The organism is Streptomyces sp. NPDC087263, assembly GCF_044744645.1.
Lineage (GTDB): Bacteria > Actinomycetota > Actinomycetes > Streptomycetales > Streptomycetaceae > Streptomyces.
This window is the reverse complement of sequence record NZ_JBIUYT010000002.1, coordinates 609,082-625,621: the sequence shown is the minus strand read 5'-3', so window position 1 is coordinate 625,621 and position 16,540 is coordinate 609,082. Positions and strand designations below refer to the sequence as shown.

Sequence of the window (16,540 nt, the reverse complement as noted above, 5' to 3'; positions counted from 1 at the left end):
TATTGTCTAATGTAGGATCTGTTCTGGCAGTGGTGCAGTGGCCAAGGACAGAACTTGCAGGAATGACGCAGGAGGCGCACGTGACGCAGGGACCGCTTACGACGGAGGCCGGTGCGCCGGTGGCCGACAATCAGAACAGCGAGACCGCGGGTGCCGGCGGGCCCGTCCTCGTCCAGGACCAGGCGCTGCTGGAGAAGCTCGCGCACTTCAACCGTGAGCGGATCCCGGAGCGCATCGTGCACGCGCGTGGCGCCGGCGCGTACGGCACCTTCACGCTCACCCGTGACGTCTCACCGTGGACCCGCGCGAAGTTCCTCTCCGAGGTCGGCAAGCAGACCGAGACCTTCCTGCGGTTCTCGACCGTGGCCGGCAACCTCGGGTCCGCGGACGCGGTCCGTGACCCCCGCGGCTTCGCGCTGAAGTTCTACACCGAAGAGGGCAACTACGACCTCGTCGGCAACAACACCCCGGTGTTCTTCATCAAGGACGCCATCAAGTTCCCCGACTTCATCCACACCCAGAAGCGCGACCCGTACACCGGATCGCAGGAAGCCGACAACGTGTGGGACTTCTGGGGGCTCTCGCCCGAGTCCACCCATCAGGTGACCTGGCTCTTCGGCGACCGTGGTATCCCGGCGACGCTGCGCCACATGAACGGCTACGGGTCCCACACATACCAGTGGAACAATGAGGCCGGCGAGGTCTTCTGGGTCAAGTACCACTTCAAGACCGATCAGGGCATCAAGAACCTCACCACCGAAGAGGCCGTCCGGCTCTCCGGTGTCGACCCCGACTCGCACCAGCGCGATCTGCGCGAGGCCATCGAGCGCGGTGACTTCCCGTCCTGGACCGTGCAGGTGCAGATCATGCCGGCGGCCGAGGCGGCGCACTACCGCTTCAACCCCTTCGACCTCACCAAGGTGTGGCCGCACGCGGACTATCCGCCCGTCGAGATCGGCAGGCTCGAGCTGAACCGCAACCCGGAGAACATCTTCGCCGAGGTCGAGCAGAGCATCTTCTCGCCGGCCCACTTCGTGCCGGGCATCGGGCCCTCGCCCGACAAGATGCTTCAGGGGCGGCTGTTCGCGTACGGCGACGCCCACCGCTACCGCGTCGGCATCAACGCCGACCACCTGCCGGTGAACCGGCCGCATGCCACCGAGGCGCGCACCCACTCGCGTGACGGCTTCCTGTACGACGGCCGCCACAAGGGTGCGAAGAACTATGAGCCCAACTCCTTCGGCGGTCCCCTCCAGACCGACCGTCCGCTGTGGGTGTCGACCCCGGTCTCCGGTGGAACCGGCAACCACGAGGCTCCCCTTCACGCCGAGGACGACGACTTCGTGCAGGCGGGCAATCTGTACCGGCTGTTCTCCGAGGACGAGAAGGTTCGGCTGATCGAGAATCTGGCGGGGTTCATCGCCAAGGTCTCCCGGGACGACATCGCCGAGCGGGCGATCGCCAACTTCCGGCGAGCCGACGGGGAGTTCGGGAAGCGGTTGGAGGTTGCGGTTCTGGGGCTGCGGGGCTAGCCGTCGGCGGTTGGTCTGACAGTCGGCGGCTGGTGTGACCGTTTCTTGTGGGGCGGGCCGGATCTCCTGGATCAGGGGGTCCGGCCCGTTTGCGCGGGCGGGCTCAGACCTGTGCGGGTGTGCGTCGGCGGGTCGGGGCCCAGCAGCGGATGATGTCGCGGACCGAGACGATGCCGACGGGGCCTGCTCCGTCGAGCACGATCAGGTGCCGGAAGCCGCCGTGCGACATGGCCGTCGCGGCTTCCTCCAGGGTCCAGGCGGGGGCGGCGAAGACTACGTCGGTGGTGGTGTGACCGGCTGCGGTCTCCGTGTCGGGGTTCTGACCGAGGGCCACCGAGTTGAGGATGTCGCGCTCGGTGAGGATTCCTAGTCCGCTGGAGTCCTCGTCGAGGACTACGGCCGCGCCGATGCGGCGCGCGGACATCAGGCGGGCCGCCTGGCGGAGGGTGTGTGCCGGGCCGATGGTGAGGACCACCGTGCTCATGGCGTCGCGGACGAGCATGGGCTGGAGCCACCTCCTTGGTGAATCGCTTGTCCTGGTGGGGGCCGGTTGCTGGCTGCGTTCAGGTCTTCGGCGGGTGTCGATTCACGGGGTGTGTCCGGTGCTTCGGCGGGGTGTCGATTCACTCGGTGTGTCCCGTGTATCGGCGGGGTGCCGATTTACTGGGTGCGCCGGTTCTTCGGCGAGTGGCCGAGTCGCCGGGTGCGCCGGTTCTTCGGCGAGTGGCCGAGTCGCTGGGTGCGTTCAGTTCGTCGGGCGGGTGCCGAGTCGCTGGGTGCGTTCAGTTCTTCGGCGGGGTGCCGAGTCCCTGGCCGTGGCGTCAGGTTTCCTGGCGGGCCGTCATGAGAAGCGGTTCACATGTTCACAAGTGGGGGGACTCTCAGAGTCGCAGGTAAAAGGAGGGTCAACAAGGGGGCGCGTGCGGCGAATTCGGGGCGCCCGGGGGGTGCGCAGGAGCCTCGGTTCAGTACCGCTGGTTCAGGTATCCCAGTAGTTCGTCGTGGAGGATGCCGTTCGATGCCGCCGCGTTGCCGCTGTGCGGGCCGGGGCGGCCGTCGAGGCCGGTGAAGGAGCCGCCCGCCTCCGTCACGATGATCGCGGTCGCCGCCATGTCCCAGAGCGACAGCTCGGGTTCGGCGCAGATGTCGACCGAGCCCTCGGCGACCATCATGTACGGCCAGAAGTCGCCGTAGCCGCGGGTGCGCCAGACGACCTTCGTGAGGTCGAGGAAGCCGTCGAGGCGGCCCTGGTTCTCCCAGCCGCTGAGCGACGAGTACGCGAAGGAGGCGTCCGTCATGCGCGAGACCTGGGAGACGCGGAGCGGGGAGGCCGAGGTGAGGCTGCGGCCCGTGAACGCGCCGTGGCCCTTCGCGGCCCACCAGCGGCGGCCGAGCGCGGGGGCGGAGACCACGCCGACGACCGGCTGGTAGCCGCCCTCGGCTGCCGCCATCAGGGAGATGAGGGTCGCCCAGACGGGTACGCCGCGTACGTAGTTCTTGGTGCCGTCGATCGGGTCGATCACCCAGCGGCGGGGGCCTGTGCCCTCGATGCCGTACTCCTCGCCGAGGATCGCGTCGCGCGGCCTTGCCCGCTGGAGCTGGCCGCGGATGAGTTCCTCGGCGGCCTTGTCGGCCTCGCTCACCGGGGTCATGTCCGGCTTGGTCTCGACCTTCAGATCGAGCGCCTTGAACCGGGCCATCGTGGCGGCGTCGGCGGCGTCCGCGAGGACGTGGGCGAGACGCAGGTCATCGTGATAGTCGGGCATGAGCGAACCGTATCTGCCCGTTCGTCGGGAGGGCTATACGGACTGGGGGATCTTCGTGGGGGCGGTGCGGGGGCGCGTGCCTGGCTGAGGTTGGCCGGCTGCGCGGCTGCGCGGGTGCGTGTGCCTTTGCGTGTGCCTTCGCGTTTCCGCCGGGAGTGGGTCGGGGCCGCGCCGGAGCCTCCGTCCTCGGTCTGGCGCGGAATCGGCCGTTCAGGAAGCTGACGGTGTTGACGCGCCAGCCGCTGCGGGCGGAGGTTCCGGCGCGGCCCCTTCGGTGGGGTGGCGGGTTCGGGTGCGTGGGGGCGTGCGTGCGCTGTGCGGCCCGCTCCGGGTGCCCACCGGTGCCCGGTGGGCACGTGCCCGTCCCGTTGGGGGAGCGGCTCGGCTTCGCCTTCGGGTGGGGGCGTGCGGTGGGGGCGTGCGCCTTGGGGTTGTCGCTAACCCTTGACAGTGAAGCTGTGCGCGTCAAATCTGAGCTGCGGAGCCGATCGCCCCAGGGAGGCGATGATGCCTGCTGCTCGGGAATCCCTTTTGGACGCTGCCTTTACGGCGCTTGCGCGTCGTGCGTGGTCTGCGGTGCGGATGGTTGATGTGGCCGCTGTCGCCGGGGTGTCGCGCCAGACGCTCTACAACGAGTTCGGGAGTAAAGAGGGGCTTGCGCGTGCCCTCGTACGGCGGGAGGCCGATGGCTATCTCGCGGGGGTCGAGCGGGTGTTGAGTGCTCACGCGGATGCGCGGGAGCGGCTGGTCGCTACGGCTGAGTGGACCGCGTCGGCGGCGCGGAGCAATGTGCTCGTACGGGCTTTGCTGACCGGGTGCTGGAGTGAGCGGCTGCCCTCGCCGACGCTCACTGCGGTGCCCTCTTCGTCCGTCGTGCCCGCGCAGCGGCGGGCGGACGGGCCGCTGCCCTCGCCCGCGGACTTCGTGGCGTTGGTTCGCGACCGGGCCGTCGCCTCGCTCGGCGCGTCGAGGGCGGATGCGGCCGAACTCGCCCGCTCCTGCGAACTGGTGGTGCGTCTGTCGCTGTCCTGTGTGGCGGCGCCGCCCGGCGACGGCGGGATCACGGACCTGGTGAAGGCCGCGCTGACCCCGCCGCACCGGCTCAGCTCTTGAAGGTCATTTCTTGAGCCAGCCGACCTTCGTGAAGTCGTCGTCGGCCAGACCGCCCGCACCGTAGTTGGCGAGGTCGGAGCGGACGGCGAGGACCTGGGGGCGCTGGTAGAGCGGGATGGAATGGCCCAGGGCCCAGATCTTGGTGTCGGCCTCGTTGTAGAGCTTGGCCTGCTCGGTGGGGTCGGTGGTCTCGGCGGCCTGCTTCAGGAGGGTGTCGATCTCCGGGGAGCCGACGGAGCCGTAGTTCTCGTACAGGTTCTTTCCGTCGACCTGGCGGTAGATCGGATAGGCCTCGGAGCGGAAGACCTGGTCCACCCAGCGGAAGCTGGCGAGCTCGAAGTTGCCGATGGTGATGTATTTCGAGAAGTAGTCGTTGGCGGGCACCTTCTTGATGGTGACCTTGATCCCGACCGCCGCGAGTTGCGCCTGCACCAGCTCGGCCTGGTCCTCCTGGGCGGAGGTGCTGCCCGCGCTGAGGGTGTAGGAGAGGGTGAGCTGCTTGCCGTCCTTCTCCCGGTTCTCGCCCTTGAGCTTCCAGCCCGCCGCGTCGAGCAGCTTGCCCGCCGCGTCGAGGTCGTACGTGCCGTACGTACCGGAGTTGTCCTGGTAGCCGGCCTGGTTGGGCATGAAGAAGTGGCTGCCGTACGGCTCCAGTTCGACCGGGAGGTCCTTGCCGAAGGCGGTGGCGATGGACTTGCGGTCGATGGCGTGCTGGAGTGCCTGGCGGACGCGGACGTCCTTGAGCGGGCCGCTCGCGCCGTTGAGCGTGATGTGGACCTCGTCCCAGCGGGCGCCGGTGCGGATGTCCGTGTCGGCGGCTTTCACCAGGCGCTTGTAGTCCTCGGGGAGGATCGCCGAGGCGTAGTCGATCTCCTTGTTGAGGTACGCGTCCGTCCAGGCCGTGTAGTCAAGGGCGCGGAAGACGATGGAGTCCAGCTTGGGCTTCGTACCCCACCAGTCGGGGTCCGGGACCGCGGTGATCGTCTGGGCGGTCTTGTCGTACGAGGAGATCTTGAAGGCGGCACCGGTGACCGGGATCTTCTCCGTCCAGCCCTTGTTGAACTTGGCCGGGGTGTCGATCCCCACCGCAGGCAGCAGCGGGTCGAACAGCCGCTTCCAGTCGGCGTACGGCGAGGAGTAGGTGACCTGCACCTGGTGGGCGTCGGCGCCCTGCTCGACCTTGCTGACCTGGTCGTAGCCGGAGGTGTTGGCGGCCTCGTACTCCTTGTCGGTGCCGTTGTTCGCCTTCCACAGGGCGTTGAAGTCCCGCCAGCTCAGCGCCTTGCCGTCGGACCACTTGGCCTTGGGGTTGAGCTTGTATACGACGACCTGGGGGCTGGTGGAGGTCACCGAGGCGGAGAGCAGGAAGTTCGTGTTCGGGTGGACCTCGCCGCGTGCGTCGGCGGAGAAGAGGTCGGGCTCGACGAGTTCGCTGATCTCGGCGGCGTCGCTCTGGTTGCCGTTGGCGGTGTAGCGGTTGAAGTCCGCGATGTACTGGGAGATCGGGAACTTGACGGTGCCGCCCTGCTGGATGTCGGCCAGCGGGTGGGCGTTGATCTGCTGGCTGCCGGCCGGGGCGGCGCTCTGCTGGGCCTGGGGCTTGTCGTCGTCGGACGAGCCGCAGCCGCTCACCAGCAACGCGGCGGCCGCGGTGGCGGCGGCCAGGGCCGCGGTGGGGGTTCTGCGCATGTCGGTGTCCTTTGTGGGGTGGACTGTTTGCCTATGCGGTCCGGCGAGCGCCGGCGGGCATCAGTGAACGCGCCGAACGTAGAACGGCTACGGCGGTCGTGGGAGCTGTTCTGGACTGCTGTCATGGTCTCTTCATGGCCACGTAACAGTGGGCCGGAAGGATGCGTTCCGTGCCTGCCTACCTGGCCAAGCGCCTCGGCTACTACGCCGTCCTGCTGCTGGCCGCCGTGTGCCTCTCCTATCTGCTGTCCTCGTATGCGCTCGACCCCCGCGCCTACTACGAGGGCCGGCAGCCGCCCATCTCCCCGGACGCGGTGAACCACCACCTCACCGCGATCGGTGTCAACGACCAGGAGCCGCTGCTCAGCCGCTTCCTGAACTGGGCGGGGCACGCGGCCCGCGGTGACCTGGGGCAGACGATCGACGGCACCTCCGTCAACGCGGAGTTCGGGCGGCGCGTCGGGGTCAGCCTGCGGCTGTTGCTCGCGGGGACCCTGCTCGGCACGGTCGCGGGCGTGCTGATCGGAGCCTGGACGGCGGTGCGCCAGTACCGCCTCAGCGATCAGGCCGTGACCCTCGCGTCCTTCGCGCTGCTCTCGACTCCCGTGTTCCTGCTGGCGGTTCTGCTCAAGACCGGGGCCATCTGGTTCAACCAGACGACCGGGACGGATCTCATCCAGTTCACCGGGGAGAAGAGTCCGGGTCTTGAGGGCGGGTTCGGGACCGTGCTCAGGGACCGGGCGGTGCACCTGCTGTTGCCGACGCTTTCCGTCGCCCTCTTCGCCATCGCGAGCTACAGCCGCTACCAGCGCAACACCATGCTCGACGTGCTCGGCTCCGACTATCTGCGCACGGCGCGGGCGAAGGGGCTCAGCCGTCGGGCCGTGCTGCTCAAGCACGGACTGCGGACGGCCCTGATCCCGATGTCGACGTATTTCTCGTACGGATTCCTCGCCCTCTTCACCGGCGCCATCTTCACCGAGACGATCTTCGGCTGGCACGGCATGGGGGAGTGGTTCATCGCCTCCGTCGGCAAGAACGACGTCAACTCGGTCGTCGCCGTCAACCTCTTCGCGGCGGTCACCGTGCTGCTGTCCGGCTTCCTCGCGGATGTGCTGCACGCCGCGCTCGACCCGCGTATCCGGCAGGCGTCATGACGGCCACCATCGCCCCCACCGCGGTGGCAGGCCCGGCGGGGCGCGGGTCCGTGGTGCTGCGCCGCTTCGTCCGCCACCGGGGCGCGCTCGCCGGGGCCGTCGTCCTCGTGCTGCTGTTCCTGCTGGCCTTCGTCGGGCCGTACGTCACCCCGTGGTCGTACAGCCACATCGACTACACCGCGCTGCGGTCGGCGCCGAGCGCCGAGCACTGGTGGGGGACCAACCGGATCGGGCAGGACGTGTTCGCGCAGACCGTGCGGGGGCTTCAGAAGTCGTTGCTCATCGGGTTGTTGGTGGCGGTCTTCTCGACCGGGCTCGCTTCGTTGGTCGGTGCGTGTGCCGGGTACTTCGGGGGGTGGGCCGACCGGGCGCTGATGTTCTTCGTCGATCTGCTGCTGGTCTTCCCGTCCTTTCTCGTCATCGCGGCCGTCTCGCCGCGGATGCCCAGCGGCAGCTGGTTCGTGCTCGTCGTGCTGCTCGCCGTCTTCGGGTGGATGATCACCGCGCGGGTGGTGCGGTCGATGACGCTGTCCCTGAAGGAGCGCGAATTCGTGCGCGCGGCACGGTTCATGGGGGTCGGCCCGTTCCGGATCATCTGGCGGCATGTGCTGCCGAACGTCGCCTCCTTTCTGATCATCGACGCGACCATCGCGGTGGGCGGGGCCGTGATGAGCGAGACCGCGCTGTCGTACTTCGGGTTCGGCGTCCAGTCCCCCGACGTCTCGCTCGGCACGCTGATCGCCTCGGGGACCGGTGCGGCCGTGACGTACCCCTGGATGTTCTTCTTCGCGGCCGGGCTCCTGGTCGTGTTCGTGCTGGCGGTGAACCTGGTGGGGGACGGGCTGCGGGACGCGCTGGATCCGACCTCGCGCCGAAGGAAAGAGGCCTCCCGGTGACCTCGGTGACCCCTATGACCTCGGTGACCACGGTGCTCGAAGTGGCCGGTCTGGACGTCGACTTCGACGGCAGACCCGCCGTCCGTGACGTGAGCTTCTCGCTGGCCCGGGGCGAAGTCCTCGGCCTGGTCGGCGAGTCGGGCTCGGGGAAGTCCGCCACCGCGCTCGCCGTCCTTGGACTGCTACCCGACAACGCGGCTGTACGAGGGTCCGTACGGCTCGACGGACAGGAGCTGATCGGCGCCGGTGAAAGGGAGTTGACGCGGATCAGGGGCAGCCGCGTCTCCATGGTCTTCCAGGACCCGCTCTCCGCGTTCACGCCGGTCTACCGGATCGGCGACCAGATCGCGGAGGCCGTACGAGCACATCAGGACGTCTCCCGGGAACGCGCCCTGGAGCGTGCGGCCGAACTGCTCGACCTCGTCGGCATTCCCGCGTCGCGGGCGCGAGCTTTCCCGCACGAGTTCTCCGGCGGAATGCGTCAGCGCGCCATGATCGCCATGGCGATGGCGAACGAACCCGACGTGATCCTCGCCGACGAGCCGACCACCGCCCTCGACGTCACCATCCAGGCCCAGGTCCTCGACGTGCTGCGCACGGCCCAGCGGGAGACCGGCGCCGCCCTGCTCCTGGTCAGCCACGACCTCGGCGTGATCGCCGGGATGGCGGACCGGGTGGCCGTCATGTACGAGGGGCGGGTGGTCGAGGCGGGGACGGCCGTGGAGGTGTTCGGGCGGCCGCGGGAGTCGTACACCCGGCAGCTGATCGCGGCCGTGCCCCGACTTGACGACGTACGGCCCCGTGCGACCGAACTCCGCACGGGAGAACCCGTGTTGAAGGTGCGCGGGCTCACCAGGACCTTCCCCCTCCTCAAGGGGAGCGTCTTCAAGCGGCGGGTCGGGAGCGTGTACGCCGTCGACGGCGTCGATCTCGACATCCGGCGCGGGGAGACCCTCGCGCTCGTCGGGGAGTCGGGGTCGGGCAAGTCGACGACCCTCTTCGAGCTGCTCGAACTGGCCGCGCCCGAGGGCGGGACCGTGGAGTTGTTCGGGCAGCGGCTCGGGACACTGGGGAAAGCCGAGCTGAAGGCGCTGCGCCGGCGGATGCAGATCGTCTTCCAGGATCCGATGGCCTCCCTCGACCCGCGTCTGCCGGTCGGCGACATCATCGCCGAGCCCCTGCGCACCCAGGGCGCCGACCGGTCGACGATCGCCCGGCGCGTCCCCGAGCTGCTCGCCCAGGTCGGGCTCGAAGCGGCGCACGCCGAGCGCTACCCGCACGAGTTCTCCGGCGGTCAGCGCCAGCGCGTCGGCATCGCGCGGGCGCTGTCGGTCGAACCGGAGCTGCTGGTCCTCGACGAGCCGGTGTCCGCGCTGGACGTCTCCGTCCAGGCCGGAGTCCTCGAACTCCTCGACCGGCTGAAGAACGAGCTGGGGCTCGCCTATCTGTTCGTCTCGCACGACCTGTCCGTCGTACGGCACATCGCGGACCGCGTGAGCGTCGTCTACCTCGGCCGGACCGTCGAGTCGGGCTCGGTCGAGGAGGTCTTCGAGCGCCCCCGGCACCCGTACACGCAGGCCCTGCTGTCCGCCGTACCGCTGCCCGATCCGGAGCGTGAGCGCGAGCGGCAGCGCACCCGGATCCTGCTGGCCGGGGACCCGCCGAGCCCGACCGAGCGGTACGAGGGCTGTCGGTTCCGGGCCCGCTGCCCGCTGTACGCGGGGCTCGCCGAGGGGGAGCGGAAGAGATGCGCCCACGACGTGCCCGTGCTGGACGGGGACGGGGCGGCCTGCCACTTCCCACGGGTACGCGAAGTCATCTGACCTTCAGTGAGCCGGACCTGAGTGGCCGTCAGTGTGCGGAGCCCGAGAGCTGAAGCCCGATGACCCCCGCGATCACGAAGCCGATCGAGACGATCTTCAGGGTCGATACCAGGTCGCCGAGGAAGATCATGCCGTAGATCGCCGTGCCCGCCGCGCCGATGCCGGTCCACACCGCGTACGCGGGGCCGACGTCCAGCTTCTTCAGGGAGAGGGTCAGCAGGCCGAAGCTGCCGAGCGCGAAGATGCAGAACGCGACCGTGGGCCAGAGTCTGGTGAAGCCGTGCGAGAGCTTCAGACAGACTGCGAAACCGGTTTCCAGCAGTCCTGCCACAACGACCAGCAGCCATGCCATGGCTTGTCCTCCCACGTCCGAACGTCGACTGCTTGGTCTGGTGTGTGTGGTTCAGGTCAGCGGTTTCCCGGGGCACTCGGTGCGATTATGCATTTACCGGCGCGGTACGGGCGCAAACAACGCGGAGGTCACCCGGCGAACAAACCGGGTCAGTCGCCCTCGTGCCGCTCCCGCGTCGCGAGCAGCCGGCGCAGCGAGTAGAGCCGCGCGGGGTCCGCGTGACCGTCGGCCACCCACTGGTCCAGTGCGCAGTCCGGCTCGTCGTGACTGCACGCGCGCGGGCAGCCCTCGGTGCCCGGTTCGAGGTCGGGGAAGGCCTTGATGACGCGGGACGGATCCACGTGGTGCAGGCCGAAGGACCGCAGGCCCGGGGTGTCGACGACCCAGCCCGCGCCTTCCGGCAGCGGGATCGCGCGTGCCGAGGTCGTGGTGTGCCGGCCGCGGCCGGTGACGGCGTTGACATGGCCGGTGGTGCGCCGCCGGTCCCGTGCGACGAGCGCGTTGACCAGGGTCGTCTTGCCGACGCCGGAGTGTCCGATGAACGCCGTGATCTTGTTGTTCAGTTGCTCGCGGACACGGTCCACCGCGTGGCCGTCCTCGAACTCCTCGCGGGTGGTGACGACGTAGGGGATGTCCAAGTCGCCGTACAGCTCGAGGAGTTTGTCCGGCGGGGCGAGGTCCGACTTCGTCAGCACGAGGAGAGGTTCCAGTCCGCCGTCGTACGCCGCCACCAGGCAGCGGTCGATCAGGCGCGGGCGCGGCTCGGGGTCGGCGAGGGCCGTGACGATGGCGAGCTGGTCGGCGTTGGCGACGACCACGCGCTCGAACGGGTCGTCGTCGTCGGCCGTGCGGCGCAGGACCGAGGTGCGCGGCTCGATGCGGACGATGCGGGCGAGGGTGTCCTTGGCGCCGGACAGGTCACCGATGATGGCGACGCGGTCACCGACCACCGCCGCCTTGCGGCCCAGTTCGCGGGCCTTCACGGCCATCACGACACGGTCGTCGACGAGGCAGGTGAGCCGTCCTCGGTCGACGGTGAGGACCATGCCCTCCGAGGCGTCCTCGTGCTTGGGGCGGATGTTCGTACGCGGACGGTTGCCCTTGCGGTTCGGGCGGGTGGGGATGTCGTCCTCGTCGGGGTTCTTGCCGTAGCGGCGCATGATCGTGATCCGCCCGTCAGTTCCCGAGCATTCCGGTCCACAGATCGGGGAAGTCCGGGAGGGTCTTCGCCGTCGTCGCCACGTTCTCGATCTGTACGCCCTCCACCGCCAGGCCGATGATCGCGCCCGCGGTCGCCATGCGGTGGTCGTCGTAGGTGTGGAAGATGCCGCCGTGCAGTCGGCGCGGGCGGATGTGCAGGCCGTCGGCGGTCTCGGTGACATCGCCGCCGAGTTCGTTGATCTCCTTGGTGAGCGCGGCCAGGCGGTCCGTCTCGTGCAGGCGCAGATGAGCCACGCCGTGCAGGGTCGAGGGGGAGTCGGCGAGGGCCGCCACCGCCGCGATGCCCGGGGTCAGCTCGCCGACCTCGCTCAGGTCCACGTCGATGCCGTGCACCGAGCCCGAGCCGGTGAACTCCAGGCCCGCCTCGGTCAGTTCGCAGGAACCGCCCATGTCGGTGAAGATCTCGCGCAGCCTGTCGCCGGGCTGGGTGGTGTGCGCGGGCCAGTCGGGGACGACGACCTTGCCGCCGGTCACCAGGGCCGCCGCCAGGAACGGCTGCGCGTTGGACAGGTCCGGCTCGACGGTGAGGTCCCGGCCGAGCAGGGCGCCCGGCGTGACCCGCCAGACGTTGGGCTCGCCGCCCGACTCCGGGGTGTCCACCTGGGCGCCGACCGCGCGCAGCATGTCGACCGTCATCCGGATGTGCGGCATGGAGGGCAGTGAGGAGCCGGTGTGGCGGACCTCCACGCCCTGGTTGAAGCGCGGGCCGGAGAGCAGGAGGGCGCTCACGAACTGGGAGGACGAGGACGCGTCGATCTCCACCGGGCCGCCGTCCAGGGCGCCGCCGCCGTGCACGGTCAGCGGCAGGGTGCCGCGGCCGTCGTCGTCGATCCGGGCGCCGAGCAGGCGCAGCGCGTCGATCACACCGTTCAGCGGGCGCTCGTACGAACGCGGGTCGCCGTCGAAGCGGATGGGGCCGTCGGCGAGCGCGGCGACCGGGGGCAGGAAACGCATCACCGTGCCGGCGTTGCCGACGTCGACCGTGGCCGGGCCGTGCAGGCCCGAGGGGATGACCCGCCAGGCCTCGCCCGAGGCGTCCGGGCCCACGGCGACCGTGGAGCTGGACGACACCGTCTCCTCGATGCCCACGCCCATCGCACGCAGCGCGCCCGCCATCAGCAAGGTGTCGCGGGAGCGGAGCGGGCGGCGCAGCCAGCCGGGCTCGGAGGCGAGCGCCGCGAGGACGAGGGCGCGGTTGGTGACCGACTTGGACCCCGGCACGTGGACCGTCGCGTCGACGGCTCCGCTTGCGTGCGGGGCGGGCCAGAGGGCGGTGTGGGCGGGGTTAACGGTCATGCGCCCCACTTTAGTGGGGGTTCGCTGTGCTGGGTTTGGCCGGGGAACGGCCCCGCGCCGCCGAGTTCCCGGACGTCACACCTCCAGGAGCCACCGGCCCCCGCCTATCAGGGAGCACAGGGACACCGCGTGGAACAGGAAGAGCCACAGACCCGCCGGTACGTGCGTGAGGCGGGACAGCTGGTCCGCGTCGGAGTCGCCGGCGCCGCCGCGGCTTCGCTTGGCCTGGAGTTCGAAGGCCGGGCGGACGCCTCCGACCAGCAGGAACCACACCACCGCGTACGCGAACGCCGCCTGGACCTGGGGGCCGGCGAGCCAGGACACCACCACGAAGGTGCCGCCGGTCAGCAGCACCGTGAGCGCGCCGTACGCGTTGCGGATCATCACCAGCATCGCGACCAGCAGGGCCGTGGCCAGCCACAGCAGGGCGGTGATGTGGCCGGCGCCGAGCAGTGCGGCGCCGCCGAGGCCGAGCAGTGGGGGAGCGGTGTAGCCCGAGGCGGCGGTGAGGATCATGCCGAGCCCGGTGGGCTTGCCGCGGCTGACGGTGAGGCCGCTGGTGTCGGAGTGCAGCCGTATACCGCTCAGGCTGCGCCCGGTGAGCAGGGCGACCAGACCGTGGCCGCCCTCGTGCGCGATGGTGATGGCGTTGCGGGCGAGCCGCCAGACGCCGTGCGGGACGGTCACGGCGAGGGCCGCGACCAGGGTGGCGATCACCACCCACAGATCGGGGTCCGGCTGGCTCCCGAAGATCTCGTCCCAGAGCCCTGACAGCGAGGTGGCTGCGGTGCTGTCCATTGTCGGCGGTGGCTCCCTCTGGGGTCGTGGAATCTGGCAGTGTGGCACGTATGTGCGGACGGTATGCAGCGAGTCGTGGCCCCGAGGATCTCGCAGGAATCTTTGAGATCGAGCAGTGGGAGCCCGAGGAGACTCTGGCCCCCGATTTCAACGTGGCCCCGACCAAAGAGGTCTACGCGGTTCTCGACCGTCCCGTTAAGGACGCCGATACCCCGGAACCGGTTCGCCAGCTGCGCACACTCAAGTGGGGGCTCGTTCCGTCCTGGGCCAAGACGCCCGAGGGCGGCGCACGGATGATCAACGCGCGCGCCGAGACCGTCCACGAGAAACCCTCGTACCGCCGTGCCTTCGCCACCCGGCGCTGCATCATCCCCGCCGACGGTTACTACGAGTGGGTCACCGGCGCCGGGGAGCGCGATCTGGAGGTCGAGGGGAAGAAGAAGCGGCCGCGCAAGCAGCCGTACTTCGTGACGCCGGCCGACGGCTCGGTCTTCGCTATGGCCGGGCTGTACGAGTTCTGGCGGGACAAGACGCTTCCCGACGAGCATCCGCTGGCCTGGTGGGTGACGTGTTCCGTCATCACGACCGAGGCGGAGACCACGCCGCTCGCGGGCGCTCCCGGCGACGGGCCGCACGCGCTGGCCGACATCCATCCCCGTATGCCCCTGATGCTCACACCGGATCGCTGGGACGCGTGGCTGGATCCCGCGCGCACGGACGTCGAGGACCTGCGCTCGCTGCTCGCTCCGCCTCCGGCGGGGTTGATGCGGGCGTATCCCGTCTCCACGGCCGTGAGCAATGTGCGGAACAACGGGCCGGAGCTGTTGAAGGAGCTGGAGGGGCCGGAAGAGGGCACACTCTTCTGACGTGAGTTCTGATGTGACTGAGGTCGTTGAAACGGACGCCGGCACCGCCCGCGTCACCTGGCACCAGGCACGTGACGCGCGGCTTGTTCTTGCCGTCAGCCATGGGGCGGGTGGGGGAATCGAGGCGCGGGATCTTCAGGCGCTGGCGGCGGTGCTGCCCGCGCACGGGGTGAGTGTCGCGCTGGTCGAGCAGCCCTGGCGGGTGGCCGGCAAGAAGGTGGCGCCCGCGCCGAAGACGCTCGACGTGGGGTGGCGTGGAGTGTGGCCCGCGGTGACCGAGCCCGGGCTTCCGGTGATCGCGGGCGGCCGCAGCGCCGGAGCCCGCGTGGCCTGTCGTACCGCGGTGGAGCTGGGCGCCGCTGCCGTGCTCGCGCTCAGTTTCCCCTTGCACCCGCCGGGCAGGCCCGAGAAGTCGCGCGCCGAGGAGCTGCTCGGCTCCGGGGTGCCCACCCTCGTCGTACAGGGCGGGAACGATCCGTTCGGGAAACCCGAGGAGTTCCCGGCGGGGTCGTACGAGATCGTCGAGGTGCCGTACGGCGATCATGGCTTCGCCGTCCCGAAAAGGGCGCCGATCGACCAGGAGGAGGCCGTGAGGATGGTCACTGACGGTGTGGTGAAGTGGACCTCGTCACTCGGGTAACCCCCGGGAATGTTGAGCGGCGGACCTCTGTTGACCGAATACAGACAGCACGGAGCGTGTGCTGGACCGTTCGTACGAGAGGAAGTCCGCCGCATGGGTTCGACCATCTGCCCGAGCCGCAACAGCAGCGCTGACCTGGACTGGACGGTGCTGCACGCGGGTAAGAACGCGCCTATTCGGGCGGCGGCGGGTGTCGATGTTCGTCTATCCTCCGATTCCAGTGGGACCGGTCTCGGTCTCGCTACGTCGCTGGAGGAGGTGGGTCCGGTCACTGGGACCGACGCAGGGACCGAACATGGCCAGGCGGACCAGCCCGAGGGCCAGGGCACGAGCGACGCGACGACGGAATCATCCACGGAGCGCAGCGCGCGCTTCGAGCGGGACGCGCTCGAATTCCTCGACCAGATGTACTCGGCCGCGCTGCGCATGACGCGCAATCCGGCCGATGCCGAGGACCTGGTGCAGGAGACGTACGCGAAGGCGTACGCGTCCTTCCACCAGTTCCGCGAAGGCACCAACCTCAAGGCGTGGCTCTACCGCATCCTCACCAACACCTTCATCAACTCCTACCGCAAGAAGCAGCGTGAGCCCCAGCGCAGTGCGGCCGAGGAGATCGAGGACTGGCAGCTGGCGCGCGCCGAGTCGCACATGTCGACCGGTCTGCGTTCGGCCGAGTCGCAGGCGCTCGACCACCTGCCCGACTCTGACGTCAAGTCGGCGCTACAGGCGATCCCCGAGGAATTCCGGATCGCCGTCTATCTCGCGGACGTAGAGGGCTTTGCGTACAAGGAGATCGCCGACATCATGGGGACACCCATCGGCACGGTGATGTCCCGACTGCACCGGGGCCGTCGCCAACTGCGCGGCATGCTCGAGGACTACGCGCGTGACCGCGGGTTGGTTCCGGCCGGTGTCGGAGAGTCGAACGAAGCGAAAGGCTCGGGCTCATGAGCTGCGGAGAGCCGCACGAGACGGACTGCAGTGAGGTACTCGACCATCTTTACGAGTTCCTCGACCACGAGATGCCGGATTCGGACTGCACCAAGTTCGAAGTGCACTTCGAGGAGTGCTCGCCGTGCCTGGAGAAGTACGGGCTCGAGCAGGCCGTGAAGAAGCTGGTCAAGCGGTGCTGCGGACAGGACGATGTGCCGACCGATCTGCGCGCCAAGGTCATGGGCCGCATCGATCTGATCCGGTCCGGGCAGACCGTGCCCGAGCATGACGTGGCCGCCGCGCCCCAGGAGTCCTGAGCCACCGGCCCGGAGGCGTCCCCGCAGGGCCTCTCGTCACCCGTACGTGCTAATCCGTGGGCTCTGAGCCCACGGATTAGGCCGTTGGTGTCCCCCGGCCTTTCTCGCCGCCCTAGGCTCCGGAGTTCTGGAGTCGGGGAG

16 protein-coding genes are annotated in these 16,540 nt (G+C 69.3%); 9 read left to right on the top strand and 7 right to left on the bottom strand.

The genetic code is table 11. The features are described from left to right. The first annotated feature begins 62 nt into the window (after positions 1–62). Positions 63–1,532, top strand: coding sequence for a catalase (locus tag ACIPC1_RS08040; protein ID WP_402514343.1), 1,470 nt, complete (start codon positions 63–65; stop codon positions 1,530–1,532). Positions 1,533–1,635: 103 nt separating this feature from the next. On the opposite strand, the gene ACIPC1_RS08035 is transcribed toward ACIPC1_RS08040, so the two are convergent. Together ACIPC1_RS08035 and hisN are read right to left on the bottom strand one after the other, a co-directional pair. Further along, entirely contained in the window at positions 1,636–2,034 is a 399-nt protein-coding gene (locus ACIPC1_RS08035; protein WP_402514341.1) for a cyclic nucleotide-binding/CBS domain-containing protein, read from the bottom strand. A gap of 463 nt (positions 2,035–2,497) precedes the next feature. Further along, positions 2,498–3,298 carry a histidinol-phosphatase gene (gene hisN / locus ACIPC1_RS08030; protein WP_384382654.1) on the bottom strand — a complete coding sequence of 267 codons (801 nt, stop codon included), beginning with the start codon at positions 3,296–3,298 and terminating at the stop codon, positions 2,498–2,500. Between the two features lie 507 nt (positions 3,299–3,805). Here hisN and ACIPC1_RS08025 point away from each other — a divergent pair. Continuing rightward, complete coding sequence (locus tag ACIPC1_RS08025) at positions 3,806–4,411, top strand: TetR/AcrR family transcriptional regulator (RefSeq protein WP_402514867.1); 606 nt, start codon at positions 3,806–3,808, stop codon at positions 4,409–4,411. A gap of 3 nt (positions 4,412–4,414) precedes the next feature. Here the strand turns inward: ACIPC1_RS08025 and ACIPC1_RS08020 are convergent, their stop codons facing one another. Beyond that, the gene (locus ACIPC1_RS08020) at positions 4,415–6,100 is read right to left on the bottom strand and encodes an ABC transporter family substrate-binding protein (protein ID WP_402514337.1); all 1,686 of its coding nucleotides are present in this window, start codon (positions 6,098–6,100) and stop codon (positions 4,415–4,417) included. A gap of 170 nt (positions 6,101–6,270) precedes the next feature. Between ACIPC1_RS08020 and ACIPC1_RS08015 the strand changes: the two genes are divergently transcribed. Genes ACIPC1_RS08015 through ACIPC1_RS08005 form a run of 3 tightly spaced genes read left to right on the top strand, consistent with a single transcriptional unit; the run spans position 6,271 to position 9,976 of the window. Further along, complete coding sequence (locus ACIPC1_RS08015; RefSeq protein WP_402514336.1) at positions 6,271–7,257, top strand: ABC transporter permease; 987 nt, start codon at positions 6,271–6,273, stop codon at positions 7,255–7,257. Next, a complete protein-coding gene (locus ACIPC1_RS08010) occupies positions 7,254–8,153 on the top strand; it encodes an ABC transporter permease (RefSeq protein ID WP_402514333.1) in 900 nt (299 codons plus the stop codon). The genes ACIPC1_RS08015 and ACIPC1_RS08010 overlap by 4 nt, the downstream gene beginning before the upstream one ends. A gap of 14 nt (positions 8,154–8,167) precedes the next feature. Then, positions 8,168–9,976 carry a dipeptide ABC transporter ATP-binding protein gene (locus tag ACIPC1_RS08005; protein ID WP_402514866.1) on the top strand — a complete coding sequence of 603 codons (1,809 nt, stop codon included), beginning with the start codon at positions 8,168–8,170 and terminating at the stop codon, positions 9,974–9,976. 28 nt (positions 9,977–10,004) lie between these two features. On the opposite strand, the gene ACIPC1_RS08000 is transcribed toward ACIPC1_RS08005, so the two are convergent. From ACIPC1_RS08000 to ACIPC1_RS07985, 4 genes are all read right to left on the bottom strand, one after another. Beyond that, positions 10,005–10,328 carry a DMT family transporter gene (locus ACIPC1_RS08000; protein ID WP_384382648.1) on the bottom strand — a complete coding sequence of 108 codons (324 nt, stop codon included), beginning with the start codon at positions 10,326–10,328 and terminating at the stop codon, positions 10,005–10,007. Between the two features lie 149 nt (positions 10,329–10,477). Next, positions 10,478–11,488 carry a ribosome small subunit-dependent GTPase A gene (gene rsgA, locus ACIPC1_RS07995; RefSeq protein WP_384382647.1) on the bottom strand — a complete coding sequence of 337 codons (1,011 nt, stop codon included), beginning with the start codon at positions 11,486–11,488 and terminating at the stop codon, positions 10,478–10,480. A 16-nt stretch (positions 11,489–11,504) separates the two neighbouring features. Beyond that, positions 11,505–12,845 carry a 3-phosphoshikimate 1-carboxyvinyltransferase gene (gene aroA / locus ACIPC1_RS07990; RefSeq protein ID WP_402514330.1) on the bottom strand — a complete coding sequence of 447 codons (1,341 nt, stop codon included), beginning with the start codon at positions 12,843–12,845 and terminating at the stop codon, positions 11,505–11,507. 75 nt (positions 12,846–12,920) lie between these two features. Continuing rightward, positions 12,921–13,643 (bottom strand): M50 family metallopeptidase, encoded by a 723-nt coding sequence (locus tag ACIPC1_RS07985; RefSeq protein WP_402514327.1) that lies wholly within the window; start codon positions 13,641–13,643, stop codon positions 12,921–12,923. A gap of 50 nt (positions 13,644–13,693) precedes the next feature. Between ACIPC1_RS07985 and ACIPC1_RS07980 the strand changes: the two genes are divergently transcribed. The 4 genes from ACIPC1_RS07980 (at position 13,694) to rsrA (ending at position 16,399) form a co-directional block, all read left to right on the top strand. After that, positions 13,694–14,509 (top strand): SOS response-associated peptidase, encoded by an 816-nt coding sequence (locus tag ACIPC1_RS07980; protein WP_402514324.1) that lies wholly within the window; start codon positions 13,694–13,696, stop codon positions 14,507–14,509. A gap of 1 nt (position 14,510) precedes the next feature. Further along, positions 14,511–15,149 (top strand): alpha/beta family hydrolase, encoded by a 639-nt coding sequence (locus tag ACIPC1_RS07975; RefSeq protein ID WP_402514322.1) that lies wholly within the window; start codon positions 14,511–14,513, stop codon positions 15,147–15,149. Between the two features lie 258 nt (positions 15,150–15,407). After that, on the top strand, positions 15,408–16,100 hold the full coding sequence (sigR, locus tag ACIPC1_RS07970) for an RNA polymerase sigma factor SigR (protein WP_384382697.1): 693 nt from the start codon (positions 15,408–15,410) through the stop codon (positions 16,098–16,100). After that, a complete protein-coding gene (gene rsrA, locus ACIPC1_RS07965) occupies positions 16,097–16,399 on the top strand; it encodes a mycothiol system anti-sigma-R factor (protein WP_384382642.1) in 303 nt (100 codons plus the stop codon). Before sigR ends, rsrA begins: the two co-directional genes overlap by 4 nt. Positions 16,400–16,540 lie beyond the last annotated feature (141 nt).

Excerpts from the sequence above, each read along its gene's own strand:
- ACIPC1_RS08040 (WP_402514343.1), top strand. The coding sequence starts at position 63 with ATGACGCAGGAGGCGCACGTGACGCAGGGACCGCTTACGACGGAGGCC.
- ACIPC1_RS08035 (WP_402514341.1), bottom strand. The coding sequence starts at position 2,034 with ATGCTCGTCCGCGACGCCATGAGCACGGTGGTCCTCACCATCGGCCCG.
- hisN (WP_384382654.1), bottom strand. The coding sequence starts at position 3,298 with ATGCCCGACTATCACGATGACCTGCGTCTCGCCCACGTCCTCGCGGAC.
- ACIPC1_RS08025 (WP_402514867.1), top strand. The coding sequence starts at position 3,806 with ATGCCTGCTGCTCGGGAATCCCTTTTGGACGCTGCCTTTACGGCGCTT.
- ACIPC1_RS08020 (WP_402514337.1), bottom strand. The coding sequence starts at position 6,100 with ATGCGCAGAACCCCCACCGCGGCCCTGGCCGCCGCCACCGCGGCCGCC.
- ACIPC1_RS08010 (WP_402514333.1), top strand. The coding sequence starts at position 7,254 with ATGACGGCCACCATCGCCCCCACCGCGGTGGCAGGCCCGGCGGGGCGC.
- ACIPC1_RS08005 (WP_402514866.1), top strand. The coding sequence starts at position 8,168 with ATGACCTCGGTGACCACGGTGCTCGAAGTGGCCGGTCTGGACGTCGAC.
- ACIPC1_RS08000 (WP_384382648.1), bottom strand. The coding sequence starts at position 10,328 with ATGGCATGGCTGCTGGTCGTTGTGGCAGGACTGCTGGAAACCGGTTTC.
- rsgA (WP_384382647.1), bottom strand. The coding sequence starts at position 11,488 with ATGCGCCGCTACGGCAAGAACCCCGACGAGGACGACATCCCCACCCGC.
- aroA (WP_402514330.1), bottom strand. The coding sequence starts at position 12,845 with ATGACCGTTAACCCCGCCCACACCGCCCTCTGGCCCGCCCCGCACGCA.
- ACIPC1_RS07985 (WP_402514327.1), bottom strand. The coding sequence starts at position 13,643 with ATGGACAGCACCGCAGCCACCTCGCTGTCAGGGCTCTGGGACGAGATC.
- ACIPC1_RS07980 (WP_402514324.1), top strand. The coding sequence starts at position 13,694 with ATGTGCGGACGGTATGCAGCGAGTCGTGGCCCCGAGGATCTCGCAGGA.
- rsrA (WP_384382642.1), top strand. The coding sequence starts at position 16,097 with ATGAGCTGCGGAGAGCCGCACGAGACGGACTGCAGTGAGGTACTCGAC.